The organism is Microbacterium sp. dk485 (assembly GCF_004570445.1).
Taxonomy (GTDB): Bacteria; Actinomycetota; Actinomycetes; order Actinomycetales; family Microbacteriaceae; genus Microbacterium; species Microbacterium wangchenii.
Genome location: NZ_SPQW01000001.1, coordinates 1125645 through 1141946 on the forward strand (window position 1 = coordinate 1125645; position 16302 = coordinate 1141946).

At 69.8% G+C, this 16302-nt stretch carries 15 protein-coding genes and 3 tRNA genes; 10 read left to right on the forward strand and 8 right to left on the reverse strand.

Annotation, left to right across the window (positions count from 1 at the left end):
- Positions 1-5: 5 nt before the first annotated feature.
- A complete protein-coding gene (tilS, locus tag E4V99_RS05245) occupies positions 6-1025 on the reverse strand; it encodes a tRNA lysidine(34) synthetase TilS (protein ID WP_135116596.1) in 1020 nt (339 codons plus the stop codon).
- A 147-nt stretch (positions 1026-1172) separates the two neighbouring features.
- Here tilS and ppa point away from each other — a divergent pair, with 147 nt between their 5' ends.
- Entirely contained in the window at positions 1173-1706 is a 534-nt protein-coding gene (gene ppa / locus E4V99_RS05250) for an inorganic diphosphatase (protein ID WP_135062768.1), read from the forward strand.
- 61 nt (positions 1707-1767) lie between these two features.
- Here the strand turns inward: ppa and E4V99_RS05255 are convergent, their stop codons facing one another.
- Positions 1768-3177, reverse strand: coding sequence for a M23 family metallopeptidase (locus E4V99_RS05255; RefSeq protein ID WP_245233120.1), 1410 nt, complete (start codon positions 3175-3177; stop codon positions 1768-1770).
- Between the two features lie 220 nt (positions 3178-3397).
- Between E4V99_RS05255 and E4V99_RS05260 the strand changes: the two genes are divergently transcribed.
- The 5 genes from E4V99_RS05260 to E4V99_RS05280 all read left to right on the forward strand — a co-directional run bounded on the left by E4V99_RS05260 (position 3398) and on the right by E4V99_RS05280 (position 5960).
- A tRNA-Glu gene (locus tag E4V99_RS05260) sits at positions 3398-3470 on the forward strand.
- A gap of 26 nt (positions 3471-3496) precedes the next feature.
- A tRNA-Asp gene (locus tag E4V99_RS05265) sits at positions 3497-3570 on the forward strand.
- Between the two features lie 80 nt (positions 3571-3650).
- A tRNA-Phe gene (locus E4V99_RS05270) sits at positions 3651-3723 on the forward strand.
- A 658-nt stretch (positions 3724-4381) separates the two neighbouring features.
- Positions 4382-4621, forward strand: coding sequence for a helix-turn-helix domain-containing protein (locus E4V99_RS05275; RefSeq protein WP_135062766.1), 240 nt, complete (start codon positions 4382-4384; stop codon positions 4619-4621).
- Positions 4614-5960 (forward strand): HipA domain-containing protein, encoded by a 1347-nt coding sequence (locus E4V99_RS05280; protein WP_135062764.1) that lies wholly within the window; start codon positions 4614-4616, stop codon positions 5958-5960. Before E4V99_RS05275 ends, E4V99_RS05280 begins: the two co-directional genes overlap by 8 nt.
- 254 nt (positions 5961-6214) lie before the next feature.
- Here the strand turns inward: E4V99_RS05280 and E4V99_RS05285 are convergent, their stop codons facing one another.
- On the reverse strand, positions 6215-8962 hold the full coding sequence (locus E4V99_RS05285; RefSeq protein ID WP_240742772.1) for a LuxR family transcriptional regulator: 2748 nt from the start codon (positions 8960-8962) through the stop codon (positions 6215-6217).
- A 307-nt stretch (positions 8963-9269) separates the two neighbouring features.
- Between E4V99_RS05285 and E4V99_RS05290 the strand changes: the two genes are divergently transcribed.
- Entirely contained in the window at positions 9270-9782 is a 513-nt protein-coding gene (locus E4V99_RS05290) for a hypothetical protein (RefSeq protein ID WP_167747671.1), read from the forward strand.
- A 25-nt stretch (positions 9783-9807) separates the two neighbouring features.
- On the opposite strand, the gene E4V99_RS05295 is transcribed toward E4V99_RS05290, so the two are convergent.
- Genes E4V99_RS05295 through E4V99_RS05305 form a run of 3 tightly spaced genes read right to left on the reverse strand, consistent with a single transcriptional unit; the run spans position 9808 to position 11667 of the window.
- Complete coding sequence (locus tag E4V99_RS05295; RefSeq protein ID WP_135116597.1) at positions 9808-10446, reverse strand: ABC-2 transporter permease; 639 nt, start codon at positions 10444-10446, stop codon at positions 9808-9810.
- Entirely contained in the window at positions 10443-11291 is an 849-nt protein-coding gene (locus tag E4V99_RS05300; protein WP_135116598.1) for an ABC transporter ATP-binding protein, read from the reverse strand. Before E4V99_RS05300 ends, E4V99_RS05295 begins: the two co-directional genes overlap by 4 nt.
- Positions 11284-11667, reverse strand: a complete 384-nt coding sequence (locus E4V99_RS05305; RefSeq protein WP_135116599.1) for a GntR family transcriptional regulator — start codon at positions 11665-11667, stop codon at positions 11284-11286. The genes E4V99_RS05300 and E4V99_RS05305 overlap by 8 nt, the downstream gene beginning before the upstream one ends.
- 325 nt (positions 11668-11992) lie before the next feature.
- On the opposite strand from E4V99_RS05305, the gene E4V99_RS05310 reads away from it, so the two are divergent.
- Both E4V99_RS05310 and E4V99_RS05315 read left to right on the forward strand, forming a co-directional pair.
- Positions 11993-12925 (forward strand): hypothetical protein, encoded by a 933-nt coding sequence (locus tag E4V99_RS05310; protein ID WP_135062760.1) that lies wholly within the window; start codon positions 11993-11995, stop codon positions 12923-12925.
- 381 nt (positions 12926-13306) lie between these two features.
- The gene (locus E4V99_RS05315; protein WP_135116600.1) at positions 13307-13741 is read left to right on the forward strand and encodes a protein-tyrosine phosphatase family protein; all 435 of its coding nucleotides are present in this window, start codon (positions 13307-13309) and stop codon (positions 13739-13741) included.
- 37 nt (positions 13742-13778) lie between these two features.
- Here E4V99_RS05315 and E4V99_RS05320 read toward each other — a convergent pair whose 3' ends face one another.
- Positions 13779-14117, reverse strand: a complete 339-nt coding sequence (locus E4V99_RS05320) for a metalloregulator ArsR/SmtB family transcription factor (protein ID WP_205805925.1) — start codon at positions 14115-14117, stop codon at positions 13779-13781.
- A gap of 100 nt (positions 14118-14217) precedes the next feature.
- On the opposite strand from E4V99_RS05320, the gene E4V99_RS05325 reads away from it, so the two are divergent.
- On the forward strand, positions 14218-15528 hold the full coding sequence (locus E4V99_RS05325) for an FAD-dependent oxidoreductase (protein WP_245233121.1): 1311 nt from the start codon (positions 14218-14220) through the stop codon (positions 15526-15528).
- Positions 15529-15534: 6 nt separating this feature from the next.
- Here E4V99_RS05325 and E4V99_RS05330 read toward each other — a convergent pair whose 3' ends face one another.
- On the reverse strand, positions 15535-16086 hold the full coding sequence (locus E4V99_RS05330) for an alpha/beta fold hydrolase (RefSeq protein ID WP_135116602.1): 552 nt from the start codon (positions 16084-16086) through the stop codon (positions 15535-15537).
- Positions 16087-16302: the final 216 nt, after the last annotated feature.

Consider the following 16302-nt stretch of genomic DNA (forward strand, 5'->3'; position numbering starts at 1 on the left):
CGATCCTAAACGTCGGCGCTGAGCGCGCCGTCGGCGGTGAACTCGATGCGGCCGCCGTTGCGGCGGGCGGAGCATCCGGGCAGGTGGATCGGGCCCTGCCCGGTCCAGGAGACTGCGAGGCGTGCGACCTCCACGGTCTGCCTGCGGGTGAGGCTCTGACCGAATTCGCTCGCGACGATGTGACGGATGATGCGGTGCCGCAGCGCTGCGGGGTTGGCGGCGAGGGCCGCCGCGGAGACGGAGATGCCGGCCTCGGCGTGCTCGACGATGTCTTCGATGACCTCGTCGATCATGTCGGCGAAGGCGGCAGCATCCTCCCGCAGCTGCTCGGCGGTGCGGGCGAGGGCCTCGGCCACGCCGGGACCGAGCTCGGCCTCCATCGTCGGCAGCACCCGTTCGCGCACGCGCACGCGAGCGAAGCGGGGGTCGGAGTTGTGCGGGTCTTCCCACGGCTCGATCCCCGCGGCGGCGCACGCCGCCCGCGTGGTCTCGCGGCGCACGCTAAGAAGGGGACGCAGCAGCGTGACTCCACCCAGCTCGGAGGACGCGGCCATCCCCTGGAGGCTGGCAGCGCCCGATCCGCGGGCCAGGCCCAGCAGCACCGTCTCGGCCTGGTCGTCGAGGGTGTGGCCGACGAGCACGGCGGCGGCCCTGCGGGCCCGGGCCGTCTCGGTGAGGGCGCGATACCGCGCACTGCGGGCGGCCGCCTCGGGCCCGTCGCGGCCGTCGACCGTCACACCGACCACGTGCGCGTCCATGCCCAGCACCCGGGCGGCGTCGGCGGCGCGGGCGGAGACCTCGGCAGACCCCGGCTGCAGATGATGGTCGACGACGATCGCGAGAGGCCGGAGGCCGAGCTTGGGCGCTTCGAACGCGGTCGCGGCGGCGAGCGCGAGCGAGTCCGCTCCGCCCGAGAGCGCGACGATCACAGGCGGGCTGCCATCCGCGCGCAGCGGCTCGAGGGCCTCCCGCACAGCACGGCGCACCTCGGCGACGGCGGGGGCGAGGGCGGGGCGGCGGTCCACAGTCCCACGCTACCGGGGTCGCTGGGCTGTCTCCGGATGGCCCGGTGCCCCGGCGGGCTGGGGTCGGTGCACCCCTCCGTCCCCGGTGATGTCCGGGCACCGGCAGTAGGCTGGTGGGCGGTATTCCCAGACTGAAGGAGCACACGCATGGGCGCGTACGACGCCGTCATCGAGATCCCGCGCAACAGCAAGATCAAGTACGAGGTCGACCACGGCACCGGGCGGGTCTTCCTCGACCGCATCCTCTACACGCCGATGGGGTACCCCACGAACTACGGGTTCTTCGAGAACACGCTGGGCGAAGACGGCGATCCCCTCGACGTGCTCGTGCTCCTGGACCACGACCTCGCCCCCGGCATCCTCGCCAAGGTGCGTCCGGTCGGCGTGCTGAAGATGAGCGACGAGGCCGGCGGCGACGACAAGGTCGTCGCGGTGCTCGCAAAGGACCCGCGCTGGGCGCACATCCAGGACGTCGGCGACATCCCGGAGTACACCCAGAAGGAGATCGCGCACTTCTTCGAGCACTACAAAGACCTCGAGCCCGGCAAGTGGGTCAAGGTCGACGACTGGGCGGGTGCGGCGGAGGCCGAGCGCCTGGTCAGCGAGGCGTTCGAGCGCTTCGAGCACCACGAGGGCGAGACCCGCACGCAGGGCTCCGGCGAGGCGCCGAACTCGCTCTGACCCGCACGGATATGCAAGAAGCCCGGCCGATTCGGCCGGGCTTCTTCGTGTCGTGAGGGCGTCAGACCCAGACGCCGCGGTCGCGCAGGAAGGGCGCAGGATTCACTGTGCCGGAGCCGGTATAGACCTCGAAGTGCAGGTGGCAGCCGAACGAGTTGCCGGTCGCGCCGGTGCCGGCGATCTGCTGCCCGGCGTTGACCCACTGCCCGCGCGAGACGTAGATGCCGCCGTTGGAGATGTGCCCGTATCCGGTCGCGACGCCGTTACCGTGATCGACGCGGATGTAGTTGCCGTAGCCGCCGTTGTAGCCGGCGTAGGTGACGGTACCGCTGGATGCGGCGAAGATCGGCGCCCAGCACCCGGCCCCGAAGTCCAGGCCGAGGTGCCACGTGGTCGAGCAGTAGCTGGGCGTGCACTGGCCGGACCGGGGACCATAGCCGGAGCTGATCCCTGCCGAGGAGGGCCGCGCCCATCCGGAGCCGCCGACGGAGCCGCCGTTGCCGCCGCCGCCGCCGCCGCCGCCACCACCGCCGCCGCCGTTGTTGGCCTGCTCGCGCTCCCAGCGCTCGCGCTCTTCACGGGCCCGGCGCTCGGCCTCCTCGCGGGCACGACGCTCGCGCTCCTCGCGGGCCTTGCGCTCGGCCTCGACGCCGGCCTGGTAGTCGGCGACCGTCTTGGCCGTCGTGTCTTTGAGAGCCGCAAGCTGCGCCTCGAGCGTCACCTGGTTGGCCTGCTGCTCGGTCAGCGCCGCCTGTGCCGCGTCGGCGGCCTGCTGGGCGGCGAGCATCTTCTCTTCGGCGACCTTCTGCAGGCGGTCGCGCTCGGCGCGCATGACCTCCGCCTGGTCGCTCAGGCTCTGCGCGCTGTCGCGGGCGGTGACCGCCTGCGCGTACACCGACTGGTTGCGCTCGATGAGCTTGTCCATCGTGCCGAGGCGCGAGAGCAGATCTTCGGCTGAGGTCGCGGACCCGGCGAAGAACAGGTCGAGCGACGTGTCGTCGCCGCCGCTGCGGTACAGCTGGGCGGCGACGCGGCCGGCCTTGTTCGCGGCTTCCGTCGCTGCTGCGGCCTGCGCATCGGCCTGGGCCTGGAGCTGATCGGCCTCGTACGCCGCCTGCAGGTAGGCCTGCTGCGCCTCGTAGTACTCGTTCGAGCGGGCGACGACCTCGGCCTGCGTGCGCTGCACCTCTGCGGCCAGACCCTGGATCAGGCCCTGGATGCGGGCGACCTCGGCGGCTTTGGACGCCTCGTTGGCCTTGGCGCGCTCGACGTCGGGCCACGAGGGGTATCCGGCGGCGAAAGCCGGAGCCAGGAGCGGACCGCCGGTCGAGCCCAGCACGCCGAGCGACACCGCGCCGATCGCACCGAGGGTGAGGGCGCCTCGCCGGTCGAGAGAGGGCCACAGCATCCGGCGTTCCCGAGGGCTGGGTGCGCAGTTGCACTCCTCGTCGTCCAGGCGGTCGAGCGTCACGACAGCACCTTTCCCCTCCGCGGCCACAACTCGCACCACAGTAGCAACAGCAGTAACAAGCGCAACAGATGTCCGCCGCCGTCTCCGCGACCTCAATGGTGCGTGCGAATCCCGCTGATCTCGGGACGACGCGCCCTCGATTGGCGGATCCGTGCGGGATTGCGTATGCTTGGGCGTCGGCAAGTGAGCGCTGAGCCCGCGTGGCGAAGGGGTTCATTTCGGCCCCATCGTTTAGCGGCCTAGGACGCCGCCCTTTCACGGCGGTAGCACGGGTTCGAATCCCGTTGGGGTCACGTTCCACCCATAATTGAATAAGCATGGCCCTGTAGCGCAGTTGGTTAGCGTGCCGCCCTGTCACGGCGGAGGTCGCGGGTTCAAGTCCCGTCAGGGTCGCTCCGAGCGACGGGCCTTCTTTCGAGGAGGCCCTTCGTCTAGGACGTGGCATTGCGTCGTTCGCGATACGGATGCCACGCGGCTCTGTAGCTCAGTTGGTAGAGCGCACGACTGAAAATCGTGAGGTCACGGGATCGACGCCCGTCGGAGCCACACGGGTGACCGTTACAGTCACCCTAGGAACCCTCGCCTAGCTTCTACATGGCGGGGGTTTCGCTTTTCCCTGGTGGCGTGCGGCCTCACCTGGCTCCGGGCACTCGCCATCGCGCCGATGCAGCAGCCCGCCCTATTTGTCTTGCTCAGCGCGGTCGTCGTCCTCAAGGTAGATCGTGGCGTACAAGTCGACACCGAGCTCGGCGATCTGCCCGGGCCAGATCTGCAGGTAGTACGAACCCGCCCTGGACCGAGTCGGAGTCGGCGGACCACCAGATCCGGGCTTCGCAATCGGCCGGCAGCTCCCCGACGCGTCCGAACGCGGGGCGGCATCGATCGAGGAGATCTCTGAGCGCTCGCGTGCCCGTCTGGTCCTCATCCGTGTTCACGAGGGTGTCGACCTCGAGCGACCAAGCGTCGTGGTCACGAACTCGACCAGACCCAAGCGCTACCCCCTTCCGGTAACCTCCGTGGGCCCAATACCGAGGACACGCGTCACGATCTCAGCTTCCGTCTCCGTGGAGGTCACGACTAGTGATGCTCTGCCGGACCGAATCATGAGGGAGCCCGGCTGCTTGACTACGCTCGGGTAGTCGTTATGATCGACTACCGTCAGGTAGTCAGCTCGGCCGACTACCTCCCAGTAGTCAGGAGCGCTATGTTCACCGCGAAGATCGCGAGCGTCCAGGACCTCGGGTTCGCGCTGCAGCAGTCCCGCATGGCCACGGGAATGACGCAGCGGGACCTTGCCCAGGCAGTTGGCACAACCCAGCGCTACATCTGGGAACTCGAGTCCGGGAAGCCGGCCCCTGCTCTTGTGCGCCTGCTGGACGCGCTGCGCGAGACAGGCGCGGAGATCACCGTGAGCATCCCAGAGGGTCCGGCGACCGATGGCTGAGCTCACTGTCGCACTCCACGGGGGAGTCATCGGCACGCTCAGCGATCGCGGCGCAGCGTTCGATTTCACCCCGACCGGTGATGCTGTCCGGCGGTATGGGCTGGGCAGCCGAGTGCTCTCTGCGGCGATCCCGCTCGCGCCCCGCCCTGCGGCCTCGACGCGGCCGGTACGACAGAACTTCTTTGCCGAGCTGCTGCCCGAGGGTAACGCGCGGCGACGGCTGGCGCTGGAGGCCGGACTCGACGCCGACGATGTCATCGCCATGCTCCGCGTGTACGGCCGCGACGTCGCCGGAGCGATCCAGGTCTGGGATGCAGCGCTGCCTGGCGAGCCGCGCACACCGGCGACCGAGCCGCTCGATGATGAAGGCGTCGCGCGCCTCCTTCGCGATGTCGGGATTCACCCCCTGGGCAACAAGCCGCGTCGCGGGAAGACCTCGCTGAATGGCGTGCAGGACAAGATCGTGCTCGTGCGGACCGAGACCGGCTGGGCGCGCTCGCTCGACGGATTTCCCTCGACCCACATCGTCAAGCCGATCGTCGGCAGGTACCCGAGCATGATCTTCGACGAGGAGTATGGGTCCCGGTTCGCCCGCGTGCTGGGTCTGGCTGACTTCTCGACCGAGGTGATGACCTTCGCCGGCGAGAAGGCACTGGTGATCGAGCGCTACGACCGCTCGGGCAGCGCCGCAGATGGCCGGATCCATCAGGAGGACTTCAACCAGGTGCTGGGCTGCCGCGGCGATCAGAAGTACGAGATCTACGGCAAACGCGGCCTGAGCGACGTGGCGAAGATCCTCACCCCCGGAGACCGCGAGAAGCTCCTGCGAATGGTCGCGCTCTCCATTGCGGTGGGCAATCTCGACATGCACCTGAAGAACATCGCGCTCTTGCATGACGCAGACGGAGGGTACGTGCTGGCACCGATGTACGACGTCGTCCCGCAGCACTTCCCCGAGTACGACAACGACGGAGAACTCGCGCTGTCGGTGGTGGGCGTCTTCGACTACGCGCAGATACACCGCGATCTGATCGTCGAGGAAGCCGAGGCATGGGGCGTTGCCGACGCGTCCACGATCGTGGATGAAGCACTGTCCGTGACCCTCGAGGTAGCGCAGCGCGAGATTCCGCATTCTGGAGCGCACCCGGGGCTGCAGCAGCTGATCGCTCGGACGACAGAGAGCCTGCTGGCCGGACGCACCGTTATCGGAACCGAGCCCGGCGTCCCCGGCGAGGGGCCCCGGCCGGCAGCCGGACGTGGTGCGTGGGAGTGGCCGAACGCCCGCGCTCCACGTGTCGGGGGCCTCAGCGACGACCCGCCCTTGGAAGCGGGCGATTGATCGCCGTCGCGTTACAACGCCCGAGGTTGGAGCCAAGGCTCGCTCCTGCGTGCCAACCTAGGTTGCTTTCCACCCGGCGATTTGCCTACTGCGGAGCGACCAACGAGGCGACCCCGCCTCCTGCGCGGGGCAGCCAAGGCCCGAGCTTTTGGTCGAGCCACTGAAACCCTCGTGAGGCTTCTACTCACGGGGGTTTCTTCATTTCCCTGTCATCGACATCCCCACGGACATCCGAAGTGGTCCGAGATCGGGGTTCAGGGGAGCCGCATCTCCCTGAGCTGGCGCCGAGACGTGATGCCGAGCTTGCGGAAGATGTTGCGCAGGTGAGCCTCGATCGTCCGAGGACTCAGGAAGAGCTGCACACCGACCTCACGCGATGTCGCGCCCGTCGCGACCAGTCGAGCGATCTGCAACTCGTGTTCAGTGAGCGCGGTTGCCGGCGTGGCGGTGCGCTTTCGCGGATACTCGCCTGTCGCGCGCAACTCCCGCGCGGCGCGTTCGGCGAACGCCTCTGCGCCCATAGTCGACAGCAGCTCGTGCGCGACACGCAGCTGTTCCCGGGCATCCTGGCGCCGCCCCTCCCGGCGCAGCCACTCCCCGTACACAAGGTGCGTGCGGGCGAGATAGCCCGTCATCCGGGACGCCCCGATTCGGGCGATCGCTTCGAGGTACTCGTCTTCGGCAGCGGGTCCCGAGTTCGCCAGCGCGCGCGAGCGCGCAGCAACCCCGAGTGCGAACGGGGCGCCGCTGGCCTCGGCGCGGGCGCAGAGCTCGGTCAGCGCGGTCGCCGCAAGTCCGGGCTGTCCGGCGCGAGTGGCGGCCTCGACCAGCTCGAGCAGAGAGAGGCCGGTGTTGGAGAGCTCGTTCGTCTCACACCCCTCGGCCGCCGCCGTCGCCGCGGACTCGTAATCGCCCGTTCCGTTGCGCAACACGGCCAACGAGTAGTTGGCGGTGGCCATCTCCGCGCCGCCCCGGTGCCCCGCCGCTTTCTCTACGTTCGCGGCGTAGAGCTGAGCGGTCTCGGTCTCGTGACCGCGCCAAGCCGCCAGGATGATGTCGGCGTACGGCAGCGGCACAGCACCTGTTGCACGCGTGATCTCGGACGCTTCGGCGCACAGCTCCGCCGCCAGGGACAGCTCGCCGGCGAGCACCAGTATCCCGGCGTGACCGACGAGCGCCCCCGGCAGCGTGGCCAACGCACCGGAGTCGCGGGCCAGCCGGACGTTCCGTGCCGCCAGCACACGTACCCGCTCCTCGTCGAACAGGGCGGCCGCGCTCCGAGTCGCGAGCCAAAGCCAGCGGCGGCTGCCCATCTCGCCCAGCGCCTCCCCGTCGAACCCGCGATCGTGGAACGCCCTCAGCGCATCCTTCACCGCGGGCGCGCCCGCCACGTACCCTCGCGTGAAGGTCACGATCAAGCCCTCGAGCAGCAGATCCGGCGGTGTCGGCGGCCCCGGGGGCGGCGGCGCTCCGAGAGCCGCCGTCGCCACCTCGCGCGCGCCGCGAACATCTCCGGTCCCGCCGGTGATCATTGCGGCATCGATCGCGTGGAGGTACGTCTCGCGAGCCAAGGCGGGATCGAGCGGGGCGAGAATCTCCGCGGCGTCGAGCAGCATGCCCGGCACCTCTGCACCCTGGGTCAGCTGGAAGGCGATCCGGGCTCGGAGCAGCTCGAGTCGCGCGCGCTGCAGCTCGTCCAGCGGCCCGGCAGCCGCCACGTCCAAGAGTTCCGCCGCCGCGATCGACGCCCCGGAGTCGTGCTTTGCGTGCGCCGCCGCCAGCGCCCGCCGGGCGCGGGCGGCCGGTTCGGGTGTGAGGTCCGCAGCCTGCTGCAGGAACGCGGCGGCGGCCGCCACCCCGCCGCGCTCGCGTGTCCGTTCGGCCGAGCGCTCCAGCTCGGCCGCGACCTCCTCGTCCTGCCCCCACACCGCTTGCGCTCGATGCCAGGCACGACGGTCCGGGTGGACCTGCGGGTCGATGGCGGCGGCGAGCGCCGCATGCACGCGTCGGCGATCGGTCGGCGAGGCCGCGCGGTAGACGGCTGAGCGCACGAGCGGGTGACGGAATCGCACACTGGTATCGATCTCCAGCAGCCCGGAGTCTTCCGCAGGCCCCGCAGCTTCGAGGGGCACCCCGAGGTGCTCGGCCGCTCGCCAGAGCAGAGCCCCATCGCCGGTCGGTTCGGCGGCGGCGAGCAGCAGCAGCAATTGCGCCTGCGCGGACAGCTCAGCCGACCGGCGATGGAAGACCTCCTCGATGCGGCGCGGGATGGTGAGCGTGTCCGGAAGCTCGAACCCGCCCGCGAGCCGGCTGGGCGACGCGCTCCGTGGCAGCTCCAGGAGCGCGAGGGGGTTGCCACGTGACTCCGCGATGATCCGGTCACGCACCTCGTCATCGAGAGGGGCTCGGACTCCTGCCGCCAGCAGCATCCGGGCGTCGTTCTCGCCGAGACCGTTCACGCGCAGCTCGGGTGACAGGCCGGCCACGGGATCGACGTCGTCGATGCCCACGTCGCGCGCGGCGAACAACAGCACGACTCCCTCGGCGGCAACGCGTCGGGCGACGAAGGTCAAGACCTGCGCCGAGGCCTGATCTATCCATTGCGCGTCGTCGATGAGGCACAGCAGTGGGCCCTGCTCGGCGACCTCGGCCAGGAGGCTCAGCGTCGCGAGCCCGACGAGGAAGGGGTCGGGCACCGCACCGCTGCGCAGCCCGAGGGCCACGCCGAGAGCAGCCAGCTGCGGCTCCGGCAGCGCATCGACACGGTCGAGCAGCGGCGCACACATCTGGTGGAGGGCTGCGAAAGCGAACTGCGTCTCGGACTCGGCCCCGCAGCATCCCGTGACTCGGAGCCCGAGAGATGTCGCGGTCTCGCGGGCATGCTCGAGTAGCGCGGTCTTGCCGATGCCGGCCTCGCCCCGCACCACCAACGTCCCGCTACGACCGGCCTGCGCCTCGGCGAGCAAGTGGTCGATGGCGTCGCGCTCCGTGAGACGACCCAAGAGAGTTGCCAAAGTGGTCCCCGTCCCGGCCTCATGAGTCCCGCTCGAACCCGGTAACCGTGTGCTAACCACACAGTATTGCGCAGCACAGCAACGGACCCGAAGGAGCTCGGAGCCCGAGAGATGTCTGGATACCATCGGCTTCTCCGCGACGATGTACGAGAGGCAGTGGGCATTGCAGGAGGCAGCGCTCGAACGGCACCTGACGGGTGTTGACGCACCCCCTTCGTCCTGTCGGGGCTGTGGCGTTCTTCCGTAATGATGGGCAGACCCACGCCCTTCGACACGGATGGAACGGATGGAACGGATGACGATGATGCGACGGATCGGCTCACGTCGCGCCTTGCCGGCGATCGCGCTGGCGGGCGCGCTCGCCTTCGGGATGACCGGATGCAGCGCGCTCTCACCGACGCCGCAGCCTTCGCCACCGCAGGGCACCGAGCAGGTTCTCGCGGAGTACGGGAATCTGTCCGAGGCCGTGACCACCGCCGCGCCCCGCGTGGTCGCCGTCACCGATCCCGGCCGCTCGCGCAACGGCCTCGGCGAGCGCCTCGAACTCACCTTGCTGACCGACGTCACCGAACCCTTCAGCGCGGAGGAACTGGATGCCGTCACCGAGGCGATCTGGCAGGCCCTGCCGTGGGAGCCGAACGCGATCGACCTTGTCGCCGGGGTGGAGTCGACAGGCGGCACCGAACCCGTCGATCTGCGCACCGCGGCAGGGCAGCTCGGCCCGATGGGATTCGCCCAGTCCGGGCAGGGCGGGGTGAGCCTGTTCGACATGGCAGCCCGCTACGGCGTGTGGACCGCGCCGGAATGACGCAGAGGCCAGGCTCCGTTGAGACTCAGCGGAGCTCGCGCGTCGAGTAGAGACGAACGGCGATGAGCGTGCCGACGACGATGCCGAGCACCCCGATGGCGGCGCAGATGCCGAGGCCGAGCGCGAACGGGATCGAGCCCAGGACGTCGCCGTCGATGACACCGGCGGCCTGCGCGATCCAGGCGGCGCCCACGATGAGGATGGTCGGTGCGTAGACCATGAGGCGCCCGCGCGAGTATCCGACGCGGAACAGCACCGGCAGTTGCACGCCGATCGACAGGCCGACGATGGCGAAGGCGGCCGCATATGCGATCGCCAGCAGTTCAGGTGCGATCATCGTGCCGCGGACGGCCGCGACACCCAGCGTCGCGAGGGTTGCGACGATCAGCGCGACGACGCCGTAGAGAAGGATCGAGAGCGCGCGGCCGACGACGATCGCGCGCCGGGAGACCGGCAACACACCGTAGAGCGTGTCGAGGCGGTCGCGCTCGTCGCCGAGGAACGGCGTGGAGAGCATCATCGAGGTCACGAAAGCGGAAGCGACGATCGCCATCCCGGGGACGGGGATGATGATCCCGACCACGACGATGAGCGCCAGTGCGAGCAGCATCTGCCTCTGAGCGAACCACGACATCAGGTCGAAACGGGTGAATGCGAGCGTCATGCCGTTGCCTCCTCGTGCGCGGCGGCCAGATGGATGATGATGTCGTCGATGGTCGCGTCGTCGAGCACGACCTCGGGCCCGAACATGGCGGAATCGTCGGTGCGGATGAGCGCGGACCACTGCGCTCCGGCGCGCTGAGGACCGAGGACGCCACGCGGCACCTCGCCGGTCCCTCGCGCCATGGCGAAGTCCTCCTTGGCGTCGGGGAGAATGCCGTGGTGCGCGATCCGGCCGCCGACGAGCACGATGAGCTGATCCGCGAGGTCATCGAGGTCGGTCGTGATGTGCGTCGAGAACAGCACGGCGTGCTGCGGATCGACCATGAACTGCCGGATCACGTCGCTGATCTCGCGACGAGACCCGGGGTCGAGCCCGCTCGACGGCTCATCGAGGATCAGAAGCTCCGGATGGTGCGCGAGCGCTGACGCGAGGGAGAGCTTCACGCCCTGACCGCGGGACAGTTCGTCGACGCGCTGGCCGCGCGGCACGCCGAATCGCTCCAGGAGCTCGGTGAACCGCTCGTGGTCCCAGTCCGGATAGAAGGGCGCGAGGCGGCGGCTGACCGAGTGGACCCGCCAGTCGCCTGCGGCGGTGGGCTGATCCAGCACGATGCCCGTCTTCGACAACGCCGCGCGCGACCCGGCGGGCTCTCCGAGCACCTCGATCTGCCCGGCATCGGCGGTCAGGAGACCGAGGAGCGAGCGGATGACGGTGGTCTTGCCGGCACCGTTCGGTCCGACGAGCCCCACCACGGCGCCACGGGGGATCGTGAACGAGATGTCGCCGACCTCGAAGGCCGGCCGGGTGATGCGCAGATTCGAGACCCGCACCATGTCGTCAGTCATCAGCCTCACTCCTCCATGCCTCGTCCAGGCGTCGGTGTATCTCGTCGATGTCGATGCGGGCGTGGCGCGCAGCCACCCGGAGTTCGAGCAGCGCCGTGTCGACGCGCTTCGCCAGCTCCTCGGTGGCGATGGCCGGGTCGATGTCACGCACGACGAACCCGCGTCCGTGCTCGTTGCGGACCAAGCCCTCGGCCACCAGGTCGTTGTAGGCGCGTGTGACGGTGATCACGCTCACCCGCAGGTCGGCCGCGAGCTGACGCAGTGATGGCAGCGTGCTGCCTGTCGGCACGTCGCCGGACAGGATCGCCGAGCGCACCTGGGTCTTGATCTGTTCGTATATCGGTACCGACGCGCTCGTCGAGATCACTACACGCATGCTTTTTCCCTACTGTATATGGACACCATAACACCACAACAGTGCCGGCTGTGCTCACAGCCGGGGTCATCGGTGCTCAGCCCGTGCGGCCGCGGTGCGGATCTCCGCCTGAAGCTGTGCTCTATTGCCCCCTCCGACGACGGCACCCCACCGCTGCAGGCGTGGGATGGATGCGGCAGCCGATGGAGCTAAGCCACCGAACGGCGGGCGGTCGCCGCATCCGCTCCGGCGCATGGAGTGCGATGCCCTGGGCCCGGCGCTGACGTCATCCGCACCGAGGGGGAACTCCGAACGAACGGCTGCCGAGTTCGAAAAGGAGACCCAAATGAGGAAATTCATCGCGAGTGCCCTCGCGGCACTCCTCATCGGTGCGAGTCCGCTCCTGGTCGGCGCATCCGCCGCACCCGCAGCACACGCCGCGGAGGTCGCACCCACGCCCACCGTCGTCGCGACGGAGACGGCGGATGCCGCCGTCACCACGAATACGGCCCCTGCGGAGGATGCGGCGGATGGCGCGGCTGTCGGCAGGTGCATCTCGAGTCCGGCCTGGACGGAGACGATCATCGTCTCCCCGGAGGTGCCGGCCGTCCCGGAGATCCCGGCCGTTCCGGAGATCCCCGAGATCAGCCACATGGAGACGGTCGTCATCCAGGAAGCCTGGACCGAGACGGTCGTCGACAAGGAGGCCTGGGACGAGGAGGTGTTCGATCACTGGCAGCACTACTCGTGGACCGGTGGACCGCACACCGCTGACAGCGCCCCGGCGTTCCCGAGCGGCGACTGGCAGGCCAACGTGCAGGGCGATCCTCACGGCGTAGGTGTCGCGGGCGCGTACTTCCGCTCCCACGGCAACGCGGGCAACGGCGACTGGTTCTACCTCGAGGCGGTCACCAAGATCGTCCACCACGAGGCGGAGACGCACACCGTCGAGCACCCGGCCATCACCGAAGAGGTGAAGGTCATCGATCAGGAGTACGTCCCGGGTATCCCCGGGGTCCCCGGCAAGCCCGCGATCCCGGCGGTCGTCAAGTACATCTACCACCCGGCCGTCGAGTGCCCCGCTGCTCCCGCGGCGGTCGACACCACGACGGCGTCGGTCGACACCACAGCGGCCGTCGACACCGCGGCGCCGGCTGAGACGACGCCTCTGGCTCAGACGGGTGGGGGCGGCGTCGGGCTCCCCGTGCTGCTCGGCGGCGTGGGGGCGCTCGCCCTCGGTCTGCTGATCACGGGAATCCGTCGATTCGCCCGAGAGTGACGGCTCTGCCCCGCCGGATGGCGGGGCATCCGTGGACCCCGGCTCCGCCTTCGAGGGCGGAGCCGGGGTCCTCGTCACTCGTCGCCATCCGCGTCCGGGCCCCGGGCTCATCAAGATTCCCGCGAGGGTGCCGCAGCAAACCAAGAAGAACGATGATCCGGGGTTACCGTTCGTGTGTGGTCGGGCCGTTGGGGGCAGCTCGGACACATCCAGCGGCCTGCCGGATGCACGTGATCGGCTCCACCGCCTGGGGATGCGGGATTCCGAACGCGCACACCGGCAGGCCGCAGACCCCATGCATCCCGTCACCGATGCAGACAGACCGCGGCCGGGGACGCACATGGACGTGTGCGAACTCGGCAATCAGGTCACTATGGATGCGTGCGCAGCTGGGAGACGGGGCAGGATGGCGTGGTCGCACTGCCCGGCGGCCGCCTGGTCCGGGGCCGAGCGCTCCGAGCCGGTACGCTCACCCCCGACCTGACACCTGACTTCGGGGTGTACTTCACCTCGCGCCCATACGCCGAACGGTGGGAGTCGCGGTGGATCGCATGGCCGGACTTCCGGCTTCCCCGAGAGCCGTCGGAGCTGCTCGCGGCACTTCACGACGCCTACGAGCGCGCGCCCCGCATGAGGGTCGAGGTCGCATGCGACGGCGGCACAGGGCGAACGGGGACGGCCATCGCCATCCTGGCTCGCTACGCGGGCGTGGCGGCGGAGGATGCCGTCGCGTGGACGCGGGCCAATTACCGCCCGGGTGCCATCGAAACGCCCGGGCAGCGCCGGTTCGCGCGTCGCACGATACTCGCCACCTGAACGGGTCGGCGGCGGTGGAAGGTCGGGTCGGGCGGGTTCAGGGGCGCAGGACGCGCGAGGCCTGTTCCAGGGCGCCGGCGACCACGCGGAAGTAGGCCCAGCGACCCCGCTGCTCTCGTGTCGCGAGCCCCGCGTCGACGAGCAGTTTCATGTGGTGCGACACCGTCGGCTGCGACAGGCCCACCGGCTCGGTGAGATCGCAGATGCACGCTTCCCCGTCATCGGATGCAGCGATCAGCGAGAGCAGTCGCACCCGCGTGGGGTCACCCAGAGCCTTGAAGGTGTGAGCGATCCGCTCGGCCTCGTCGGCGGTGAGGACACCTTCGGTGACCGGAGAGCAGCAGGCGACGGCGGCATCATCGGTCAGGAGAGGCAGCACGGCGGGCACGGCACGATTATGCCACTCGTATTGACATCTGTCGATATATCGACCACTCTCGATCCATCGAAGTTCGTCAATGTGTGGAGGAGTGGTCGTGGGTCGGAATGCACTGCCGGTCGTGGTCATCGGAGCGGGCCCGCAGGGGCTGGCCGCCGCCGCGCATCTCGCTGAGCGGGCCTCGCCGGTCGTCGTGCTGGAGGCCGGCGACGGACCCGCAGCGGCTGTGGCCGACTGGGGGCACGTGCGCCTCTTCTCCGGATGGCCCGAGCTGATCGACGCGGCCGGCGCACGCGTCCTGGCCCCCACCGGCTGGACGGCACCGACGACGGGGTATCCGACGGGCGCACAGTGGATCTCGGGGTACCTCGCGCCGCTCGCCGCCGCGCTGGGCGAACGCATCCGCTACGGCGCCCGCGTTGTCGGGGTGTCCCGCCTCGGCCGCGACCTTCTGGTCGACGCCGGGCGCGGCGAGCAGCCCTTCACCGTGCATGTGCAACCGGCCGAGGGCGAGGAGTACCGACTTCAGGCGCGGGCCGTCATCGACGCCTCCGGCACGTGGTCCACGCCGAATCCGGCCGGCGCGGACGGCCTGCCCGCACTCGGAGAACGGGCCGCCGCTGACCTGCTGTCCTACCGCATCCCGGATTTCCGCGACCGCGGAGGCTTCGAGGGCAAGCACACGGTCGTCGTCGGCTCCGGGCATTCGGCGATCACCGCGGTGCTCGCTCTCGCGCGGATGGCCCGCCGCGACCCGAGCACGACGGTGACCTGGGCGCTGCGTCGCGCGACCGCCGGCAATGCCTTCGGCGGCGGGGGTGCGGATGAGCTGCCCGCGCGTGGCGCCCTCGGCGTCACGGCCAGAGAGTTCGTCGACGCCGGACTGGTCTCGCTCGTCACGGGTTTCCGAGTGGAACGCGTCGTCCGTGAGCACGACCGACCGGTGCTCATCGCCGAGGACGGGCGAATGCTCACGGCAGATCGTGTCGTTGTGCTCACGGGGTTCCGGCCCGACCTCTCTTTCCTGTCAGAGCTGCGGCTGGAGCTGGACCCGACCCTGCAGGCTCCTGTGCGGATCGCCGCGGAGGTCGACCCTAACGTGCATTCGTGCGGGTCCGTCGCGGCGACGGGCGCCGCGGACCTGGCCCAGCCGGAGCCCGGCTTTTATCTCGTCGGCGCCAAGTCGTACGGGCGTGCGCCGACATTCCTCGCGCTCACGGGGTACGAGCAGGTGCGCAGCGTCGTCGCGGAGCTGGCGGGCGATCACGAGGCAGCCCGGCGCAGAGAACTCGTGCTGCCCGATACGGGGGTGTGCGGCGGGGCCGGCGCGTTCGACGCCGCCGGAGGGTCATGCTGCGCTCTGCCCAGCCAGGTGCTCCAGATCGGGCGCGCGGCCGCATCCGTCTGAGGGGGGTCAGGCGAGGGCTCGGGCGACGAGAGCTTCGTTCATCCCTCCACGCAACTCGTGCCCGACACCGGTGAGGACCGTGGCGTGGAGGGCGGTGTGCTCGTCGAGGAACCGGCGGAACTCCGCTCCCTCAGCGTCCGCCGGAATCACGCCGTCGGAGTCACCCGTCACCCAGTAGGTGGGCGGCCGTAGGCGCGCCAACTCGAGGTCGGTGAGCCGGTTGCCAGCCACGGGGAAACCCGTGCCGAGCACAGCCTTCGCAATCCTCGCGGGCCGCAGCCGCATGACCTCGACGATGAGGGTGGATCCCTCCGACCACCCGATCGCCGTCACGGGCTCGTCGTCCGCCGCCTCGTCCTCGATGACGCGCAGCACCTCCTCCGCTGGACCAGTCGCCTCGTCGACATGCGGCGGCCGGCCCCGCCAGTCGAACCACCCGAAGCCCTTCCCCCTCACGTGAGAGGCACGCAGGCAGAGCGTGCGACCAGGGAGACGGGCAGCGATGGGCTGCATGTCGCGCTCCGAGCCGCCGCGCCCGTGGAGGAGGACGGTCAGCATGCACCCAGCATGGCGCGCACGCGTCGGCGCCGCCACAGATCACAGCGTCGCTGGCTCTCGACCCGCCGGTGGATGAACCGGCCCCGCGAGCGACCACCGGAGCAGCAGCACGAGTGAGACCAAACGATCCGGCCGCATGTGGAAACTGTCCCGGAAGCCCTGACACAGGGTGTCGTGATTCGTTCGAGCTGGAGGCGACCGCCGTCGCGTGACGGA

Bases quoted from the DNA above. Each gene is read 5' to 3' on its own strand.
- ppa (WP_135062768.1), top strand. From the start codon at position 1,173: ATGGGCGCGTACGACGCCGTCATCGAGATCCCGCGCAACAGCAAGATC.
- E4V99_RS05275 (WP_135062766.1), top strand. From the start codon at position 4,382: ATGTTCACCGCGAAGATCGCGAGCGTCCAGGACCTCGGGTTCGCGCTG.
- E4V99_RS05280 (WP_135062764.1), top strand. From the start codon at position 4,614: ATGGCTGAGCTCACTGTCGCACTCCACGGGGGAGTCATCGGCACGCTC.
- E4V99_RS05290 (WP_167747671.1), top strand. From the start codon at position 9,270: ATGACGATGATGCGACGGATCGGCTCACGTCGCGCCTTGCCGGCGATC.
- E4V99_RS05295 (WP_135116597.1), bottom strand. From the start codon at position 10,446: ATGACGCTCGCATTCACCCGTTTCGACCTGATGTCGTGGTTCGCTCAG.
- E4V99_RS05300 (WP_135116598.1), bottom strand. From the start codon at position 11,291: ATGACTGACGACATGGTGCGGGTCTCGAATCTGCGCATCACCCGGCCG.
- E4V99_RS05305 (WP_135116599.1), bottom strand. From the start codon at position 11,667: ATGCGTGTAGTGATCTCGACGAGCGCGTCGGTACCGATATACGAACAG.
- E4V99_RS05310 (WP_135062760.1), top strand. From the start codon at position 11,993: ATGAGGAAATTCATCGCGAGTGCCCTCGCGGCACTCCTCATCGGTGCG.
- E4V99_RS05330 (WP_135116602.1), bottom strand. From the start codon at position 16,086: ATGCTGACCGTCCTCCTCCACGGGCGCGGCGGCTCGGAGCGCGACATG.